This is a genomic window from Methylobacterium sp. 001424705 (assembly GCF_059816145.1).
This window is the reverse complement of the sequence record NZ_JCBANU010000013.1, coordinates 33,828-52,949: the sequence shown is the minus strand read 5'-3', so window position 1 is coordinate 52,949 and position 19,122 is coordinate 33,828. Positions and strand designations below refer to the sequence as shown.

General features: G+C 68.5%; 14 protein-coding genes. 11 read left to right on the top strand and 3 right to left on the bottom strand.

Translation table 11 applies throughout. From position 1 onward, the window contains the following. The first annotated feature begins 103 nt into the window (after window positions 1–103). The 4 genes from AC6EUL_RS11710 to AC6EUL_RS11695 all read left to right on the top strand — a co-directional run bounded on the left by AC6EUL_RS11710 (window position 104) and on the right by AC6EUL_RS11695 (window position 6,477). Window positions 104–1,480, top strand: coding sequence for a pentapeptide repeat-containing protein (locus AC6EUL_RS11710; RefSeq protein WP_499870211.1), 1,377 nt, complete (start codon window positions 104–106; stop codon window positions 1,478–1,480). Between the two features lie 31 nt (window positions 1,481–1,511). Further along, the gene (locus AC6EUL_RS11705) at window positions 1,512–2,282 is read left to right on the top strand and encodes a potassium channel family protein (RefSeq protein ID WP_056213524.1); all 771 of its coding nucleotides are present in this window, start codon (window positions 1,512–1,514) and stop codon (window positions 2,280–2,282) included. A 192-nt stretch (window positions 2,283–2,474) separates the two neighbouring features. Further along, entirely contained in the window at window positions 2,475–5,459 is a 2,985-nt protein-coding gene (locus AC6EUL_RS11700; protein ID WP_499870208.1) for a response regulator, read from the top strand. A 73-nt stretch (window positions 5,460–5,532) separates the two neighbouring features. Then, window positions 5,533–6,477, top strand: coding sequence for an aspartate carbamoyltransferase catalytic subunit (locus tag AC6EUL_RS11695; protein WP_499870206.1), 945 nt, complete (start codon window positions 5,533–5,535; stop codon window positions 6,475–6,477). 22 nt (window positions 6,478–6,499) lie between these two features. Here the strand turns inward: AC6EUL_RS11695 and purN are convergent, their stop codons facing one another. Next, the gene (gene purN, locus AC6EUL_RS11690) at window positions 6,500–7,174 is read right to left on the bottom strand and encodes a phosphoribosylglycinamide formyltransferase (protein ID WP_499870204.1); all 675 of its coding nucleotides are present in this window, start codon (window positions 7,172–7,174) and stop codon (window positions 6,500–6,502) included. Next, window positions 7,174–8,241 carry a phosphoribosylformylglycinamidine cyclo-ligase gene (purM, locus tag AC6EUL_RS11685; RefSeq protein WP_056272042.1) on the bottom strand — a complete coding sequence of 356 codons (1,068 nt, stop codon included), beginning with the start codon at window positions 8,239–8,241 and terminating at the stop codon, window positions 7,174–7,176. Before purM ends, purN begins: the two co-directional genes overlap by 1 nt. Window positions 8,242–8,493: 252 nt before the next feature. Between purM and AC6EUL_RS11680 the strand changes: the two genes are divergently transcribed. The 6 genes from AC6EUL_RS11680 (at window position 8,494) to AC6EUL_RS11655 (ending at window position 15,879) form a co-directional block, all read left to right on the top strand. Continuing rightward, a complete protein-coding gene (locus AC6EUL_RS11680; RefSeq protein WP_056491610.1) occupies window positions 8,494–9,585 on the top strand; it encodes an AI-2E family transporter in 1,092 nt (363 codons plus the stop codon). Continuing rightward, window positions 9,586–10,350: a P-loop NTPase family protein gene (locus AC6EUL_RS11675; protein ID WP_056350644.1), complete on the top strand. Its 765-nt coding sequence runs from the start codon at window positions 9,586–9,588 to the stop codon at window positions 10,348–10,350. It begins immediately after the preceding gene. Window positions 10,351–10,470: 120 nt separating this feature from the next. Then, window positions 10,471–12,891: an RNA degradosome polyphosphate kinase gene (locus tag AC6EUL_RS11670; RefSeq protein WP_499870201.1), complete on the top strand. Its 2,421-nt coding sequence runs from the start codon at window positions 10,471–10,473 to the stop codon at window positions 12,889–12,891. Window positions 12,892–12,913: 22 nt separating this feature from the next. Continuing rightward, complete coding sequence (ppx, locus tag AC6EUL_RS11665) at window positions 12,914–14,461, top strand: exopolyphosphatase (protein ID WP_082487221.1); 1,548 nt, start codon at window positions 12,914–12,916, stop codon at window positions 14,459–14,461. 52 nt (window positions 14,462–14,513) lie between these two features. After that, window positions 14,514–14,843, top strand: coding sequence for a hypothetical protein (locus tag AC6EUL_RS11660; RefSeq protein ID WP_056213546.1), 330 nt, complete (start codon window positions 14,514–14,516; stop codon window positions 14,841–14,843). 328 nt (window positions 14,844–15,171) lie between these two features. Next, window positions 15,172–15,879 carry a methyltransferase domain-containing protein gene (locus tag AC6EUL_RS11655; RefSeq protein WP_499870198.1) on the top strand — a complete coding sequence of 236 codons (708 nt, stop codon included), beginning with the start codon at window positions 15,172–15,174 and terminating at the stop codon, window positions 15,877–15,879. 19 nt (window positions 15,880–15,898) lie between these two features. On the opposite strand, the gene AC6EUL_RS11650 is transcribed toward AC6EUL_RS11655, so the two are convergent. Continuing rightward, window positions 15,899–17,344, bottom strand: a complete 1,446-nt coding sequence (locus AC6EUL_RS11650; RefSeq protein ID WP_499870196.1) for an acetamidase/formamidase family protein — start codon at window positions 17,342–17,344, stop codon at window positions 15,899–15,901. Window positions 17,345–17,549: 205 nt separating this feature from the next. Between AC6EUL_RS11650 and AC6EUL_RS11645 the strand changes: the two genes are divergently transcribed. After that, entirely contained in the window at window positions 17,550–18,995 is a 1,446-nt protein-coding gene (locus AC6EUL_RS11645) for a helix-turn-helix transcriptional regulator (RefSeq protein WP_499870194.1), read from the top strand. The last annotated feature ends 127 nt before the right edge of the window (window positions 18,996–19,122 follow it).

Genomic DNA, 19,122 nt, shown 5'->3' with positions numbered 1-19,122 from the left:
GCCACACTTCACCTCCCGTGCCGTCGCCGGCACGCCGTGGCCGAGCGTTGCGAAACGTCCCAGGGCCGGAATGGTGCCCGCATGGCCCACCGGGAGGTCGGTCATGGAGCCTGACGCCGAGGAGACTGCCGCAGCGCGCGCACGGGTCGACGCGCTCCTCGCCCGCCTCGAATCCGCAGCCTTCATCGGCTTTTCCGGTGGCGAAGCCCGCGACCTCGGCGGCCTGCCCCTAGGGCGGGAAGCCCTGGCGGCCCGGCTCGGCGAGACCCCGCAACCACCGGCCTGGTGGGACCCGAAGCAGGCCGGATTCGCCCTCGCCGGTGCCGATCTCAGCGACGCGCACCTTGAGGACACGGATCTCACCGGCGCCAACCTCGCGGGGGCCAATCTCGCCGGGGCCCTCGGACGCTCTGCGGGCTTCGCCGGCGCCACGGTGGAGGAGGCGAATTTCGCCGGTGCCGATCTCAGCGGCGCCCGCTTCACCGGCATTGCCGGCGGCGAAGCCAATTTCGACGACGCCATGCTGGAGGATGCGCATTTCGGGGGCGCTGCGATGCGATTCGCCAAGCTCCGCCGGGCGCTCCTCGACGGCGCCAATTTCGACGGCGCAGACCTCTGGGGGGCCGACTTCACCGGTGCAGATGCCGACTACACGCATTTCCGCGGTGCACGCCTGGACGAGGTCAAGCTCGTGGGCGTCAACCTGACCTACGCGGATTTCGAGGGCGCCAGCCTGAAGAAGACCCAGCTCAGCGGGTCACGCCTGCGAGGGGCCAACCTCACCGGGGTGAAGCTCGACGGGGCCGACCTGTCCGGGGCCGACCTGTCCGAGACCAGCCTGGTGCGGCTCAATCTTTCCACCTGCGACCTGCGCCATGCGCGCTTCGCCGGGGCCTGGCTCAACGGCACCCGGATGCGGGTGGACCAGCTCGGCGGCGCGGTGGGCGAAGAGATCGCCCGGGACTACGTCGCCGCGCAGGCGAGCTACCTCGCCCTGGAACAGAACTTCAAGAGCATCGGCAGCCAGGATGCGGCGAGCTGGGCCTACAAGCGGGGCCGCCGGATGGGCCGGTTTCACGCGGGCGCCCAGGCACGGGCGGCCTGGGAGAAGCGCGTGGGCCCGGACCTCGCCCGCCACGGCTATCAATGGGTTGCCGACCGCTTCGTGGAGTGGCTCTGCGACTACGGCGAGAGCCTGTCGCGCATCGCCCGCGCCTTCGTCATCCTGATCTTCGTCTTCGCGGTTCTCTACGGCTTGACCGGTGGCCTGATCCCGGAGGGGGGCGACGGGGGGGCGACCTACAATCCCCTGGATCTCGTGAGCTACAGCGCCCTGAACATGATGACCGCCAATCCCCCCGAAATCGGCGTGAAGCCGGTCGGGCGCGTCACCAACCTGCTTGTGGGCATCGAGGGCGCGGCCGGCATCATCCTGATGGGCCTGTTCGGCTTCGTTCTCGGCAATCGGCTGCGGCGCTGATCGACCAACCCCGATCGGCCGTTCTGCCGCCATGACCTCACTCACCGCGCGCCTCGCCGGACTCTACGAAGGAAATACCGACGGGGCGCATCGCTTCCGCTACGGCCTCCTCGTCTTGGACGTGACCACCGTCGCCTACGTCGTGGTGACCTCGTTCCTGCCGCGCGCGCCCTGGATCGAGGGAATCGACGTCGTCCTCGGCCTCGTCGTCCTCCTCGACTTCCTGGCGCGCCTCGCCATCAGCCGGAACCGGGCGCAGGAATTTCTGCACCTCTCCACCTGGGCGGACATCGCCGCGGTGGTATCGTTCCTCGCGCCGGTGGTGGGGGAGGGGGTCGGCTTCCTACGCATCCTCCGGACCCTGCGCCTCCTGCGCACCTACCAACTCCTCGATCGCCTCCGCGCCGACAGCACCGTCTTTCGCGCCAACGAGGACGCGATCCTGGCCGCCACCAATCTCGCGGTCTTCGTCTTCGTGATGACCGGGATCGTCTACGCCACGCAGCACGGCAGCAACCCGGCGATCGGCAACGCCATCGACGCGCTCTATTTTACCGTGACCTCGCTGACGACCACCGGCTACGGCGACATCACCCTGCCGGGCCCGACCGGACGCCTGATCTCGGTCGTCGTCATGATCTTCGGCGTAACGCTGTTCCTGCGTCTCGCCCAGGTGCTGTTCCGCCCCCCCAAGGTACGGTTTCCCTGCCCGGCCTGCGGCCTGCAGCGCCACGACAGCGATGCGGTTCACTGCAAGGCCTGCGGCACGCGTCTCGCCATCCCGGACGAAGGTGCCGATTGAGCGGATATTGCACCGGGCGCGGTGAGCCCCGGGATGAACGGAAACGGCGCCGGCGCGTTTGCGAGCGTCGGACCCGTGATCCTGTTTCTCCGATCCTGTCGTGGTGGGGCTGGAGCACAACACCATCGCCGCCGCGACCACGCCGGCCCTTCCTCCCGCCCGCCCGGGCGTCAACCCCGTGAACCGCATCGCATGACCAGCGCCTACCCGAAGCGTCCCGATCGTGGTTGGCGCAAGCCCCGCATCCTCGCGGGCCTGCCGAGCTCCCCCCTCGCCCTGGTGCTCATCGGCATCGCGGTGGCAGCCGGCATCGGAAACTATCTGGCCGGCGAGGCCAGTCGCACCGAAGCGGCGCGCCAGCACGCGATCCTCAGGGAGAGCGAGCGCCTGCTGTCGAACATGGTCGAGCTCGAGACCGGCATGCGCGGCTACGTGCTGTTCGGTGAGGAACCCTACCTCGAGCCCTATCAGGCGGCCCAGAACACCATCGACGGGCAGCTCGATACCATCGAGACCCTGACGAAGCAGACCGATGCCCAGGCGCCCGAACACATGCGCGACCTGCGCCGTTTCGTGGAAGCGAAGCGGAACTACGCCGCCCACGTCATCGACCTGCGCCGGAACCAGGGCTACGACGCGGCCGTCTCGCTGGCTCGCCTGGGGGAGGGCAAGCGCACCATGGACGGCGTGCGGGGGGCCGCCAAGGGTGTCCAGAACCACGCTACCGCTGTCCTCGCCGTCAGCGAGGAGCGGGACCGGGTGCTCTCACTCGTGCTGCTGCTGGTGTCGATCGCCTCGGCCCTGGGTGCGGTCGGGCTGCTCGGGCGCCTCGCCTTGGTGCGCCGTCGCGACGAGCAGCGCACCGCCGCCCTCCTCGACGGCGTCTTCGCCAACGCACCCGTCGGCCTCGGCTTCCTCGACCGTGACCTGACGATTCAGAACATGAACCGGGCGCTCGCCACCATGAATGAGCGCGGATTCGGCGCCGATCTCGGTGCGCCGATCTGGGCGAACGTACCGACGCTGCAGGAGCAGCTCATCCCGAAGCTCAAAGCCGCCCGCGACGAGGGCTTGGTGACCACCAACGTTGACGTGGCGGTGCCCACCCCGAGCGCACCACGCGGGGTGCGCCACTTCCAGATGAGCTTCTATCCCCTGCGCGGACGGACCGGCTCCGCACGCACCGGCGGCGCCCAGGCCGACGGCGTCGGACTCGTGGTCTCGGACGAAACCCTGCGCAAGCTCTCCGAGGAGCGCATGCGCCACAGCGAGGAGCGCTTCCGCTCCCTCACCGAGGCCACCACCGCCATCGTCTGGACGACCAATCCGGAAGGCGGATTCGAGGTGACCCCCTCCGAATGGACCCGCTTCACCGGTCAGACGCCCCAGGAGGCCGCCGGAGCCGGATGGCTGGGCTCGATTCATCCCGACGACCGCGAACGCACCAACGCGGCCTGGCTCCAGGCCCTGGAAACCCTCGCGCCCTACGAGATCGAGCACCGTGTCCGCCGCCAGGACGGGGTGTGGCGGATCATGTCGGCCCGTGCCGTCCCGATCCTGGAAGAGAACGGCAGCATCCGCGAATGGGTCGGCACCCATTCCGACGTCACCGCCCGCAAGGAAGCGGAACTCGCCCTGGAGGCCGCCAAGGAGGCGGCCGAGGAGGCCAACCGCGCCAAGAGCCAGTTCCTGGCCAACATGAGCCACGAGTTGCGGACCCCGCTCTCGGCGGTGATCGGCTATTCCGAGATGCTGCAGGAGGAGATCGAGGATCTCGGCGAGGAGGGACTCCTCGCCGACATGCGCAAGATCGAGGCGAACGCCCGCCACCTGCTGGGCCTCATCAACGATGTCCTCGACCTTTCGAAGATCGAGGCCGAGCGCATGGAGATCTATGCCGAGGCCTTCCCGGTAGCCGAGACCGTGCGCGACGTCGCCGCCACCGTGGAATCGCTGGTCGACAAGAAGGGCAACAGCCTGGCCCTCGAGATCGCGGACGACCTCGGCGAGGCGCAGACCGACCAAACCAAGCTGCGCCAGTGCCTCATCAACCTCCTGAGCAATGCGGCGAAGTTCACCGAGGCCGGGCGCATCACCCTGGGGGTCACCCGCACGGCGCGCGAGGGGGCCGACTGGCTCGTCTTCCGCGTGACGGACACCGGTATCGGCATGACCCCCGAGCAGCAGGCCAAGCTGTTCCAGCGCTTCACCCAAGCCGACGCCTCGACCACCCGCCGGTTCGGCGGCACCGGCCTCGGCCTCGCCATCACCCGCGCCTTCGCCGAGATGCTGGGTGGCCGCATCGAGGTGGAGAGCGAGAAGGGAGCCGGCACGACCTTCACCCTAGCGGTGCCGGCGACCTACGTGCCTCCAAACCCGCTCGCGGCGGCTCATCAGGACCACGACTCTCTGCACCGGACCGGCGAGGCACGACCGATCGTCGGCGGCCATGTCCTGATCATCGACGACGACGCCGCGACGCGCGATCTCCTGGCGCGCTTCCTGGAACGCGACGGCTTCACCGTGGCCACCGCCCGTGACGGGCGCGAGGGCGTGGAGCGGGCCCGCGAGCTCAAGCCCCGGGTGATCCTCCTCGACGTGACGATGCCGCGCATGGATGGCTGGTCGGTGCTGCGTACCCTGCGGGCCGACCCGGAACTCGGCGCGACCCCGATCATCATGGTGACGGTGCTCGACGAGCAGAACCTCGCCTTCTCGCTGGGCGCCACCGACTACCTGCAGAAGCCGATTGAGTGGGGCCAGCTCAAGTCGGCCATGGAGCGGTTCAAGCCCTCCGAGCACAAGGGCCCGGTGCTGATCATCGATGACGATCCGGATGCCCGCGAGCGCCTCTCCGCGATGCTGACCCGCGAGGGCTGGCGCGTCGCCTCGGCCGAGAACGGTGTGGCCGGCCTGGAGGCGACGGCGGCCAAGAAGCCCTGCCTCATCCTCCTCGACCTGATGATGCCGGAGATGGACGGCTTCGGCTTTCTGAGAGCCCTGCGCGAGCAGGCCGAGTGGCGCGATATCCCGGTCGTCGTCCTCACCGCCAAGGACATCACGGCCGACGACCGCAGGCGGCTCGCGGGGCGTGCGGATCGGGTCCTGCAGAAGGGCGGCCTGAGCCTGACGGATCTGGCCGAATCCCTACGGCCGCTGGTGGCCCCCGGGGTCTGACGACGCCAGCCCGGCGGGCGCTCCGCGCGCGCTTGCCGGCCCCTGCGGGGCGGCCTATAGCCCTGGACCCACCATGACAGCCGCCCCTCCCAGCTTCCCCCACCGGCACCTGCTCGGGATCGAGGGGCTCACCCGACCCGACATCGAGATCCTCCTCGACCGGGCGGAGGACGCCGTAGCCCTCTCGCGTCAGGTCGAGAAGAAGCGCACCACCCTGCGCGGCCGCACCCAGATCAATCTGTTCTTCGAGCCCTCGACGCGGACGCAGAGTTCCTTCGAGCTCGCCGGCAAGCGCCTTGGAGCCGACGTGATGAACATGTCGGTGGCCTCGTCCTCGGTGAAGAAGGGTGAGACCCTCATCGACACCGCCGCCACCCTCAACGCCATGCGGCCCGATATCATCGTGGTGCGCCATCACGCGGCCGGCGCCGTGCACCTCCTGGCCCGCAAGGTCGACTGTGCGGTGGTCAATGCCGGCGACGGTGCCCACGAGCACCCGACGCAGGCGCTCCTCGACGCGCTGACGATCCGGCGCAACAAGGGCCGGATCGAAGGTTTGCGGGTCGCGATCTGCGGCGACGTCCTGCACAGTCGCGTGGCCCGCTCGAACCTCATCCTGCTGCAGGCCCTCGGTGCGCGGGTCCGGGTGATCGGACCCTCGACCCTGCTGCCCACCGGCATCGAGCGCTTCGGTGTCGAGGTCTTCACCGACATGCGCAAGGGCCTGGAGGGCTGCGACATCGTCATGATGCTGCGCCTGCAGCGCGAGCGCATGAACGGCTCCTTCGTGCCCTCCGTGAAGGAGTATTTCCGCTATTTCGGCCTCGATGCCGACAGGCTGCGGCTGGCCGCACCCGACGCCCTCGTGATGCATCCGGGCCCGATGAACCGCGGCGTCGAGATCTCTTCGGAAATCGCCGACGGGGCGCAGTCGCTCATCAGAGAGCAGGTCGAGATGGGCGTGGCCGTTCGCATGGCGGTGCTGGAAGCTCTGGCGACGCATCTGCCGAACGCGTGAGGCGGCTGCGGCGTCTGCCCGCCTACAGGCTGAGCAGCGCCCCCTCCGCCTCCGGCACCTCCTCCGAGAATACCACCCGCGCGCCATCGAGCCGGGCCTTTCCGCCCGCGACGAGAGCCAAGGCTTGGGGATAGAGCCGGTGCTCCTGCACCAGGATGCGAGCGGCAAGGGCGTCGGAATCGTCGCCGGGCCGGACCGGCACGGCCCCCTGTGCGATGATGGGGCCGGCATCGAGCTCGGGCACGACGTAATGCACGGTGCAGCCATGCAGCCGCACCCCGGCGGCGAGCGCCTGTTCATGGGTGTGCACGCCCTTGAACAACGGCAGCAGGGAGGGATGGATGTTGATCATCCGGCCGGCCCAGGTCTCGACGAACCCGGCGGTGAAGATCCGCATGAATCCGGCGAGACACACGAGGTCGATACCGGCCGCCTCCAATTCGACGTTCAGCGCGGCGTCGAAGGCCTCCCGGCTCGAATAGGCCCTGTGATCGAGGGCACGGGTCGGGATGCCACGCTCAGCGGCGTAGGTCAGGCCGGGCGCTTCGGGCCGGTTGGATGCCACCAGCACGATCTCGGCGGGATAATCCGGCGCCTCGGCCGCCGCGATCAGCGAAGCCATGTTCGAGCCGCGCCCCGAAATGAGGATCGCGACACGGGTCTTGCCTCCGACCGATGATGTCTGCGCGGCCGCCATCAGAAGGCGAGCCGGCCTTCGAAGGTCACGGGCTCGGCCCCACGCGGGGTGATGCGGCCGAGGCGGACCGGGGAGGCACCACCCAGGTCGAGGGCCTTCGACACGGCGCTCACGCTCTCGGGCGCCACCACCACGACCATGCCGATGCCGCAGTTGAAGGTGCGCAGCATCTCGGATTCGGCGACTCCGCCGACCTCCGACAGCCAGCCGAAGACCGGGGGCGGGATGATCGCGTCGAGGTCGATGCTGATGCCGACGCCGTCGGGCAGCACCCGGGGCAGGTTGTCAGGGAAACCGCCGCCGGTGATGTGGGCGAGGGCCTTGATCCCATCGGTGGTGCGCAGGGCCGCCAGCAGCGGCTTGACGTAGATCTGGGTTGGCTCCAGCAGGGCCTCGCCGAGGGTCCGGGCAGGCTCGAAGGGCGCGGGATCGTCGTAGGACAGGCCGCTCTTCTCGACGATGCGGCGCACCAGCGAAAAGCCGTTGGAATGGACGCCCGAGGACGGCAGGCCCAGGACGACATCGCCGGGCACGATGTTGCCGCGCGGCAGCAGGGTCCCGCGCTCGGCCGCCCCGACGCTGAAGCCGGCCAGATCGTAATCGGAGCCGTCGTAGAGGCCCGGCATCTCGGCAGTCTCGCCACCGATCAGCGCACAGCCGGCGAGCCGGCACCCGGCCGCGATGCCGCGCACGATGTCGGCGCCCACCCCCGGCACCAGCTTGGCGGTAGCGAAATAGTCGAGGAAAAACAGCGGCTCGGCGCCCTGTACGATGATGTCGTTGACGCACATGGCCACGAGATCGATGCCGATGGTGTCGTGCCGGTTCGTCTCGATGGCAATCTTCACCTTGGTGCCGACGCCGTCATTGGCCGCCACCAGGATCGGATCCTTGAAACCTGCGGCCTTCAGATCGAACAGGCCGCCGAACCCGCCGATCTCGGCATCCGCCCCCGGCCGGCGCGTGGCGCGCACCAGCGGCTTGATCGTCTCGACCATGGCGTTGCCAGCATCGATGTCGACGCCCGCGTCCGCGTAGGTCATTCCGTGTCTGGGCTCGCCGGTCATCCGCGCCGCTCTCCGAAGGTCCGTGTTCCGCGACCTCTAACCGCTCCCGCGCGCCTTCGCGAGTCCGTCCTCGCAGCGAGCGCATCGCAGGTCGCGGGGATTCGCACCAAGGTCCGCAGCCGAGGCTCCGACAGCGGCGCACGCGAAACGTCGGCATGCGCCCTGCAGCCTTGACCGCGTCCCCTCCCGTTCCCACTGTTGATCCGCGAACGGCGACGTCGCGCACACGACGATTGGGACGGGGAACGGCCGATGCGCGGCAGGGCGATGATCGGGCTGATGGCCCTCGTGGGCGTCGCCCTCCTGCTCTATCTGCTCGCCGACGTCATGCTGCCCTTCGTGGCGGGCCTCGCGTTGGCCTACCTCCTCGACCCGATCGCGGACCGACTCGAGCGCCTTGGGCTCGGGCGGCTCTCGGCCTCGCTCCTCATCCTTGCGGTCTTCGTCGTCGGGCTCGTGGTGGCCCTGCTTCTCGTGGTGCCGCTCGCCGCCAATCAGGTCTCCGCCCTCGTGGCGACTCTGCCCGGCATGGTCTCACGGCTGCAGGGCATCCTCGCCGAACGGGCCGGCCCACTGCTGCAGCGGGTGGGAGGCGCCGACGTGCTCACCGATCTGCAGTCGCAGGTCGGCACCTTGGTGGGACAGGGCGGCACCTGGTTCCTGACCTTCCTGAAATCCTTGTGGTCGGGCAGCCAAGCGCTGATCTCCATCGCGTCGCTCCTCGTCGTCACGCCCGTGGTGGCATTCTACCTCCTCGTCGATTGGGACCGGATGATCGCGACCCTCGACGGCTGGGTGCCTCCCCGGCATCGCCCGGTGGTCCGGCGCCTCGGGCGCGAGATCGACGGGGCGGTGACGGGGTTCGTCCGCGGGCAGACCCTGGTCTGCCTCATCCTCGGTACCTTCTACGCCGTCGGCCTCTTTTTCGTCGGATTGAACTTCGGCGTTCTCATCGGCCTGATCGCCGGCTTCCTCACCTTCATCCCCTACGTGGGGACGCTGACCGGCTTCCTGCTCTCGGTCGGGGTCGCCCTGGCGCAGTTCTGGCCAGGTTCCGACTGGCTGCATATCGGCCTGACCATCGGGGTGTTCGTGGTGGGACAGTTCCTCGAAGGCAACATCATCTCGCCCAAGCTCGTGGGCGAATCGGTGGGTCTTCACCCGGTCTGGCTGATGTTCGCACTCCTCGCCTTCGGCTCGCTGTTCGGATTCCTCGGGCTGTTGCTGGCCGTTCCGGTGGCGGCGTCCATCGGCGTGCTGGTCCGCTTCGTCCTGGAGCGTTACCTCCAGAGTCCGCTCTACTACGCGGACGCACCCGCGCTCCTGTCGAAGCCTGAACCCTGAATGGCAACCCGCGACACCGTCCCCCCGAAGCAGCTGGCCTTCGACCTGCCGGCCGACCCGCGCTACGGCCGCGAGGACTTCCTCGTAGGCCCGGCCAACGAGGCTGCCTATACGCTGGTCGAGGCTTGGCCCAACTGGCCCGACACGGTGTGCCTGCTCACCGGACCACCGGGGAGCGGCAAGAGCCATCTCGCCTCGATCTGGGCGACCCGCTCCCACGCCTGGACGGCCCAGGCTTCAGAGATCACCGCTGCGACGGTGCCGCGCTTCCTCTCCAACGGCGCCCTGGTGATCGAGGACATCGACCGAGTGGGAGCGGACGGGAGCGCGCCCCGCGACGAGGCGGCCCTGTTCCACCTCCTCAACCTCGCGCGCGAACGGGGCTGCCCGGTGCTGGTCACCTCCGCCACCTCGGTGGAGGGGCTGGGCCTGACGACGGCGGACCTGCGTTCCCGCCTGCGCCTCGCCCCCGGCGCCACCATCCTGCCCCCGGACGACGCCCTGTTGCGCGCGGTCCTCGTCAAGCTGTTCGTCGACCGGCAGCTGGTGGTGGATCTCGCCATCGTGGAGGCCCTGGCCCTGCGGATCGACCGCTCTCTCGGGCGCGCCCGAGAAGTGGTCACCGCCCTGGACCGGGATGCCCTGAGCCGGGGTCGACGCATCACCAAGCCACTGGCGCTGGCGGTGCTGGAGCGCCTTGGCTTCGGGGCCGAAGAACCGGAGGACGAGGACGAGACGGATCCCGGGGATCATGCCCCGATCTGACGGCGGCCTGGCTACACGACCAACGGCCGAAGATCGTCATGCAACCGTCACAAACGCCGGCCCGGCCCATGCTACGACGCCGACCCTCGAAGACCTGTAGGAGACGAACTCTTGGCGGACATGGACTCGGACACGACCGCATCGGATGCCGGAACCCCGCGTGTCACCGAGGGCCGCACGCGGGCTGCCCGGCCCGCCGCCCGGCGGACCGGGCAGCCCGCAGCGGTAGCCTCCAAACCTCAGCCGGGGAAGACGATCCGGGACGCGCTCGCGGATGCCAAGGCGCCCGTATCCAATGCCCTGCCCGATGCCGATCTCGACCTGCCGCCTCCCGGAGACCTGCCGCTCCCTCCCGCCGACGGCCTCCCAGGTGCGGAGGCGCGTGATTCCGTGCGGGAGGCAGGGCTCGCCCTGCGCCACTCGCCCGAGCGCTTCGTCAACCGCGAACTGTCCTGGCTCCAGTTCAATCGCCGGGTGCTGGAGGAGGCCTCGAACGCCAACCACCCCCTCCTGGAGCAGGTCCGGTTCCTCTCAATCTCGGCCAACAACCTCGACGAATTCTTCATGGTGCGGGTCGCTGGCCTGCACGACCAGGTTCGTGCCGGTCTCGTCCTGCCCTCGCAGGACGGCCTGACCCCGGCCGAGCAGCTGGCGCGGGTGGGAACCGAGGTCTCTCGCCTCGCCCTCGACCAGCAGGCGCGCTGGCGCGAGCTGCGCGGTGAACTCCTCGGCGTCGGCATCGAGCTCATGGAGCCCGCGGGCCTGACCCAGGATCACAAGGCGTGGCTGGAGGACTACTTCCTCAACCACGTCTTTCCGGTCCTGACGCCGCTCGCCATCGATCCGGCGCACCCGTTCCCGTTCATCCCGAATCTCGGCTCCACCATCGCACTGATGCTGGTGCGCCCCCGCGACGGCCGGACCCTACGCGCGTTGATCCGTCTGCCAGCGGTGCTCGACCGCTTCGTGCGCCTGCCGGATGCCGAGAACGATGCGACCGCCCGCTTCATCGCCATCGAGCAGGTCATCGTGCTGTTCACCGGGCGGCTCTTCCCCGGCTATGCCTTGCGCGGACAGGGCGCGTTCCGCGTCATCCGCGACTCGGACCTCGAGATCGAGGAGGAGGCCGAGGATCTCGTCCTGCATTTCGAGACGGCCCTCAAGCAGCGCCGCCGCGGCGTCGTCATCCGGCTGGAGGTCGAGGCCGGGATGCCCGAGGACCTGCGTGCCTTCGTGGCCGACGAGCTCGAGATCAGCAGCGACGCGGTGATCTTCGTGGAGGGGATGCTCGCCCTCAACGAGCTATCGCAGATCGTCGGCATCGATCGGCCGGACCTGAAGTTCAAGTCCTACAACCCCCGCTTCCCCGAGCGCATTCGCGAGAGCGGCGGCGACGTCTTCGCGGCGATCCGACAGAAGGACTTCATCGTCCACCACCCCTACGAATCCTTCGATGCGGTGGTGCAGTTCCTCGCCCAGGCCGCCCGCGACCCCAACGTGGTGGCGATCAAGCAGACGCTCTACCGCACCTCCTCGAACTCGCCGATCGTTGCGGCCCTGGCGGAAGCCGCCGAGCTCGGCAAGTCGGTGACGGCGCTGGTCGAGCTGAAGGCCCGCTTTGACGAGGAGGCCAACATCCGCTGGGCGCGCAACCTGGAGAAGGCCGGCGCGCAGGTCGTGTTCGGCTTCATCGAACTCAAAACCCATGCCAAGCTGTCGATGGTGGTCCGGCGCGAGGGCGACCGCCTCGTCACCTACTGCCACGTCGGCACCGGCAACTACCATCCGATCACCGCGCGCATTTACACCGACCTGTCCTTCTTCACCGCCGATCCCGCCGTGGCGCGGGACGTCAGCCGGATCTTCAACTTCATCACCGGCTACGCCGAGCCCGCCGAGCTGGAGCGGATGTCGGTCTCGCCGTTGACCCTGAAACCGCGCCTCTTGGAGAACATCGAGGCGGAGGTGGCCCATGCGAAGGCCGGACGCCCGGCCGCGATCTGGATCAAATGCAACTCGCTGGTCGACCAGCAGATCATCGATGCGCTCTACGACGCCTCCCAGGCGGGGGTCCAGATCGACTGCGTGGTGCGCGGCATCTGCTGTCTGCGCCCGGGAATCCCGGGGCTGTCGGAGACGATCCGCGTCAAATCGATCGTCGGGCGCTTCCTGGAGCATGGACGCATCTACTGCTTCGGCAACGGTGTCGGGCTGCCCCACCCCAAGGCCGTCGTCTACATCTCGTCAGCCGACCTGATGAGCCGGAATCTCGATCGGCGCGTCGAGGCGCTCCTGCCGATCACCAATCCAACGGTGCATCAGCAGGTGCTGGACCAGATCATGCTGGCCAATCTCCTCGACAACCGCCAAAGCTGGCGTGTACTGGCGTCTGGTGCCAGCGAACGGATCCAACCTGCCGAAGGGGAGGAGCCGTTCAATGCGCACAAGTATTTCATGACGAATCCGAGCCTCTCCGGGCGCGGCAAGTCGTCGAAGAAGTCGAGCCCGCGCGCCCTGAGCCGACGCGCGCAGCGTGGCTGACGGACCGTCCAGAGGAGCCCGCATGGGCCTCGACCCAGCCCGCCCCGCGCCCGTCCAGGGCATCCCCTTGTCCGGGGCCGGGGACCACATCGAGCCGGTGGCGATCATCGACATCGGCTCGAACTCGGTACGGCTTGTCGCCTATGACGGCCTAACCCGGGCGCCCACTCCGCTCTATAACGAGAAGGTGCTGTGCGGCCTCGGCCGCAACGTGCTCTCCACGGGCCGCCTCAACGAGGAGGCGGTGCGCCGGGCACTGGTCGCGCTCGCGCGCTTCCGCGTGCTGTGCGAAACCATGCGCGTGTCGCGCACCTTCGTGCTGGCCACCGCCGCCGCGCGCGACGCCGAGAACGGCCAAGAATTTCTCGCCGCGGCGGAAGCCGCCTGCGGCCAGCGCATCGAACTGCTCTCCGGCCGGCGCGAGGCCGAGCTCTCGGCGCTCGGCGTCATCTCGGGCTTCCACGCGCCCGACGGGGTCGTGGGCGACCTCGGCGGGGGCTCCCTGGAACTGGTGGATGTGCGCGGGGCCACGGTGGGGATGGGCGTGACGATGCCGCTCGGCGGCCTTGCCCTCCAGGATCTCTCGGGCGGCTCGGTCAAGAAGGCCCTCAAGATCGTCCGGGAGAACCTGAAGAAGGCGGCGCCCCAGCTGGAGACCCTGCGCGGGCGCAGCTTCTACGCCGTCGGGGGGACGTGGCGCGCGCTCGCGCGGCTGCACCAATCGGCCCGGGGATACCCGCTGCACGTCATGCACGGCTACAGCGTCGAGCCGTCGGACGAGCTGAACTTCCTCGAAGTGGTGGAGCGCACCGACGCGGCCCTGCTGCAGGATGTGGAGAGCGTCTCCGAAGCGCGCCGTCCCCTCCTCGCTTACGGGGCCGTGGTGCTGGAAGAGATCATCCGGATCGGACGTCCGCGCGAGCTCGCCGTCTCCGCCAGCGGCGTGCGCGAGGGCCTGCTCTACGAGCAGCTCGACCGCGACGCACGCCTTGCCGACCCGCTGCTGGCGGCGGCGGCCGAATTGAACACCTTGCGTGCCCGCTCGCCGGGCCATGCGGAGGACCTCATCACCTGGAGCGACCGCTTCATCGCCAGCCTCGATCAACCGGAGACTGCCGACGAGCGTCGCCTGCGCCACGCAGCCTGCCTCCTGTCCGATATCGGCTGGCGGGCGCACCCGGATTACCGCGGCGAGCAGAGCGTCAACGTGATCACCCACGCGGCTTTCGTCGGGATCGACCATCCAGGCCGGGCCTATCTGGCACTGGCCATCTACTTCCGCCACGAGGGAATCGCCCCCGAGAAGGCGAGCCCGATGCTGCGCAACCTGGCGGGCCCCCGCCTGTTCGAGCGCGCCCGTCTGCTCGGCGCCCTGCTGCGCCTCGCCTTTCCGCTCTCGGCCGGCATGGCGGGAGCCCTCGGGCGGATTCCCGTCACCATCGAGAGTGGCCGGGTGACGCTGACCCTTCCCGCGGACCTGGGTTCCCTTCCCGGTGATCGGATCCTCAACCGGGTGCGCGGTCTCGGTCGCCTGTTCGGCCTCGAAGGCCGGATCGTCGCAGCGGATTGAACCAAAACACAAGCGGAACCGTTTTCCGCGTCCGGCAAGGAGAATTACGGACATGAAGTCACTCTGTGCAGCGGCGGTTCTGGGGCTGACGGTCCTCGGCTCGGTGAGCCCTGTCCTGGCCCAGCCCTACCGCGGATACGAAGACGGCTATCGCGGCCGCGACGACGGATATCGGGGTAGGGACGACGGATATCGTGATCGCGATGGCGATTTCCGGGACCGCGGCCGCGGCTCCGGCCGACGGGACTATGGCTTCGACGAGGCCGAATACCTGCGCTGCAACCCCGATGTCCGCCGGGCCGTCAATCGCGGCCAGATGGAATCCGGCGCCGCACATTATCGGGTCTTCGGCCGTCGGGAAGGTCGGCGCCTGAGCTGCTGACGCACGCGATCGAAGTCGGCAACTCGGGGCGACGTCTCCGAGGGGCCGGCCCCGGTGCTGAGCCCAGGCTCCGTATAACTTCGTTCGGAGGGCACGAGCTGGGAGGCGGCAGCGAGAGCCGCGGCTCCGCCTCGGTTAATCTGTCTGTGCGGTCGAGACATCCCCGAGCAAAGACCGGGAGCCGCCGGACCGCCCGGATCGCGGGCTCAAGCCTCTCGCTCGGAACGTGGCGCTCGCGACCGGGACCCGCCCCGGTCGGTTCGGGGCGGCCCCTTGAGTCAGAAGGGCCTGACAGCGATGACGTGTTTCCAGGATCATTTTTCGGCCCATGCGGCCGAGTATGCAGCGCACCGACGGACCTAATCAGGGGGCCCTGGCCGATGCGCTCGCGGATGCCGCGCCGGGGCAGTCCGTGGCCCTCGATTGCGCCTGCGGCACCGGGCAGCTCTCAGTCCTGCTTGCCGATCGATTCGAACACGTCATCGCCGCGGATGCGAGCGCCGCGCAGGTTGCCCCTGCGAGGCCGCATGCCCGCGTCGCCTACAGCGTGGCGCCCGCCGAGCGGAGCGGTCAGCCGGCGGCGCGCGCGGCCTCGTGCCGGTCGCGCAGGCAGCCCACTGGCTCGAACTCCCGACCTTCTACACCGAGGTGCGACGGGTCGCGCATCCTGGCGCTCATCACATACTGGGTGCTGCACATCGATGATGCGGCGATCGATGCCGTGACGCAGCGCTTCTATGGCGGAACCCTCGGCCCCTATTGGCCGCCCGAGCGCCGCCACGTCGAAGACGGCTATCGCACGCTCCCGTTCCCCTTCCCGGCCGTTGCGATGCCAGAACTTGCCATCAGGCTGTCCTGGGGACGCTCCGAGCTGATCGGCTACACAGAGACCTGGTCGGCGGTCCGGGCATTGGAAACGGCGTTGGGCCGGGCGCTCATCACGGCATTCCAGGATGCCCTGGCCGCGGCCTGGGGCGCCCCCACCGTGCAGCGGGACATCCGCTGGCCCCTGTCCGTGCGCGCCGGTCGACTCTGACCGGCGCGAAGGCTGCGGATCAGGTTACTCGCACCGGGAAGATCGATTTCTTCACGATGGCGTGGACGCCCCAATTGCCGTCCACCACCTGAGTGATGCCGAAATCCACCGCGACGGACATGAGGGAGATCGCTTCGTCCTCGGTCAGTCCGTGTCCATGCATCAGGAACCGGCGCATCTTGCGGAAGGCATCGCGCATGGCGAGGTCGATGGAGGATTGGGCGAAGATCGCGGTCTGCGCGTCGGGCCCGAGATCGGCCAGATAGTTCGGGTAGCTGAAGCCCGAGAGCACCCAATCCTCGGCCGTCTCGATCATCGGGAAATCGAGGGTCTCGAGGGCCGTGCCCGGAAGGTCCGCCTTCTTGTGCAGGATGAACTGGAAGGTGCCGGTGAGCGAGCACTCGATGGCGGTGCCGCAGAGTTCGGAATCGCCCTGGCTCGCATGGGGGTCACCCACCGAGAACAGGGCGCCCGGCACGGCGACAGGATAGTAGAGGGTCGCGCCCTTGCCGATGCGCCAGTTGTCGATGTTGCCGCCGGTGTAGCTCGGCGGGATCGAGTTCACCATCTCGGCTTCCTTGGGTGCCAAGCCCATTGTCCCGAAATGCGGTCGGATCGGCACGCGGAAGCCCTTGAGCGCATCGAAATTACGCTGCGTGCGGGTGTGGTCCACCGGCAGGCCCGGATAGTCGATGGTCGGGTGGTCGACACCGGACGGGTCCGTCACGCCCGGCCAGCGAAAGCTGTAGACCGCCTGTGCCCAGTCGCGCGCGCCCGTGGCATCGACCTCGTAGATCGTCACCACCTCGCGGGGCCGATCACCGGTGATCATGTCTTTGTAGTGGTAACCCCAGTTCGCAGCGGCGTTGCTCCCGAAGGTGCGGCCCTTGAAGGTCGGGTTGGCCGAGGGGCGGGGCATCACGTCCAGGATGCGGACCTCGAGGACATCGCCGGGCTCGGCTCCACGGATCGCCACCGGGCCGGTACAGATATGCACGCCGAGGCCGCCGCCGGGTCCGAATTTGGTGTCCTCCGGGCCGGCCCCGCGCCGGGCGACGCCCTTCTTCTCCTTTGTCCAGAGAAAGACGCTCTCTGCACCGGGATCGCCGTTGACCATGCGCTCGGCATCGTCGTTGGCATGGTGCGTCAGGGTTTCGATGGTGACGTAATCGCCGGAATCGATCTCGATCTGCGGTTTCAGGCTGCGGCTGAAATAGCCCCAATGCACGGTCTCGGCCGTGGCCGGCAGGTGGTAATGCGCCGTCCGCTTGGGGCCACGCTGCGCGCTCGCCTGGGCAAGGGCGACACCGGGCAACGTGAGGCCACCGGCCATCAGAGCGGCGGCGCCACCCGAGGCGACGAAGCCGCTCTTCAGGAAGGCTCGCCGCTCCGGTTCGAGGTCGCCCAGCAGGCGCCGTCGGTGCTCGGGAAAGTGGCTACAACTCGGATCGTCACCTTGGCACATCGCGATCTCCCGCCTAACCCATTCAGCAGGAATATTGCATGCAAAGCAGCGGCCACGCTTCCCGGTCCGGAACATCTCGGCAACGAGTCGGACGCTCCTGCGTTTGTTCCTCGGGCGAACGGATTCGTTCGCGTGAGGGGCGCCGACGCACCCGGGCGTCCTCTCCGGTGTCGACGCCGCTTCTGTACACAGGATGCCAAAACCTTTGACGACGGGTGTCGACCGTTCTCAGCTGCACCAAATCATCGCCGGGCTCTCCGAGGGCGTGATCCTCATCGAGCCCGATCAGCGCATTGCCTGGGCCAATGAGGCCGCCCTCGCGATGCACGGGGCGGCTGACCTCGCCGAACTGGGCGGAACGGTCTCGGCATTTCGCGAGACCTTTGTCCTGCGCTACCGCAACAACCACGTCATCACGCGCACGCCGATCGAGCGCGTTCTCGCCGGCGAGACCTTCGATGAGGTCATCGTCAATGTCCGACGAACGGACCGGCCCGAATTCGATGTGATGCAGCGCATCCGCAGCCTCATCATCAGGGATGCGGCGGGCAAGCCCGATTGCCTCGTGCTGATCCTGGCCGACGTCACCTCGCAATTCGCGGCCGAAGAACGTTTCGAGAAGACATTCAACGCGAACCCGGCACCGGCCGTGATCTGCCGGCTGTCAGACCTCCGCCACGTGAAGGTCAATCTCGGCTTCCTGGAAATGACGGGCTATCGCAGCGCGGACATCATCGGGCGCAGCGTCTATGAGGTCGACGTGCTCAACGAGGCCCGCAGCCGGGACTTGGCCATCGCACGCCTCAACGCGGGCGAGACGATCCCGCAGATGGAGGCCTGCCTGCGTTTGCCCGACGGCGGTACCCGGTTCGTCATCGTGGCAGGCCAGCCCATCGACATGGGCGACGAGCCCTGCATGCTCTTCACCTTCGCCGATCTTGAATTGCGCAAGAAGGCCGAGACAGCCTTGCGCCACAGCGAGGAGCGCTTCGCAACGGCGTTCCGCCTCACGCCCGTTCCGACTCTGCTGTGTCGGGCCGATGGCCTCGCCGTGATCGGAATCAACCAAGCCTTCACGCGGACCTTCGGTCATGCGGAGGACGCCGTGGTGGGGCACGAACTCGATGCGATCGGCCTTTGGGCCAACGGCGCTCAGCGCGAGCGCTTCGGCCATGACCTTGCCGCGCAAGGCAGCGTTCTCGGCTTCGAGGCCTGCCTGCGCAGCCGGGATGGAATCGATCTCGACTGCCTCGTCTCGGCCGAGAGCGTCACCATCGGCGACGAACCCTGTCTCCTCGCGGTGCTGCAGGACATCAGCGATCGCAAGCGCTCCGAGCGTGAATTGTTCGATGCGATCGAGACCGTGATGGCCGACACCTCGTGGTTCAGCCGCGGTCTGATCGACAAGCTCGGCAGCCTGCGTCATCCGAGTTCGTCGGAGCCAGCGCCGGTCAGACCCGACCTCACCCGCCGCGAGGGCGAGGTGCTCCGCCTGATCTGTCAGGGCCTCGGCGACGGCGCCATCGCCAAGCGCCTGGGGCTGACCCCCAACACCGTGCGCAACCACGCTGCCGCACTCTATCGGAAGCTCGGCATTCATCGCCGCGGCGAGGCCATCATCTGGGGACGGGACAACGGCTTCGCATCGTAGGTCGCGGTCGCGTCTCTGCCCGAGCCGCCGCGTCCGTTTCGGATCAGCTCCCTCGGCAAAGAACCGCCCGCTCCCTGTTGGAAGCGGGCGGTTCTCGAGGTCCCCGGCGGGGGTGCCCTGGAGCCGA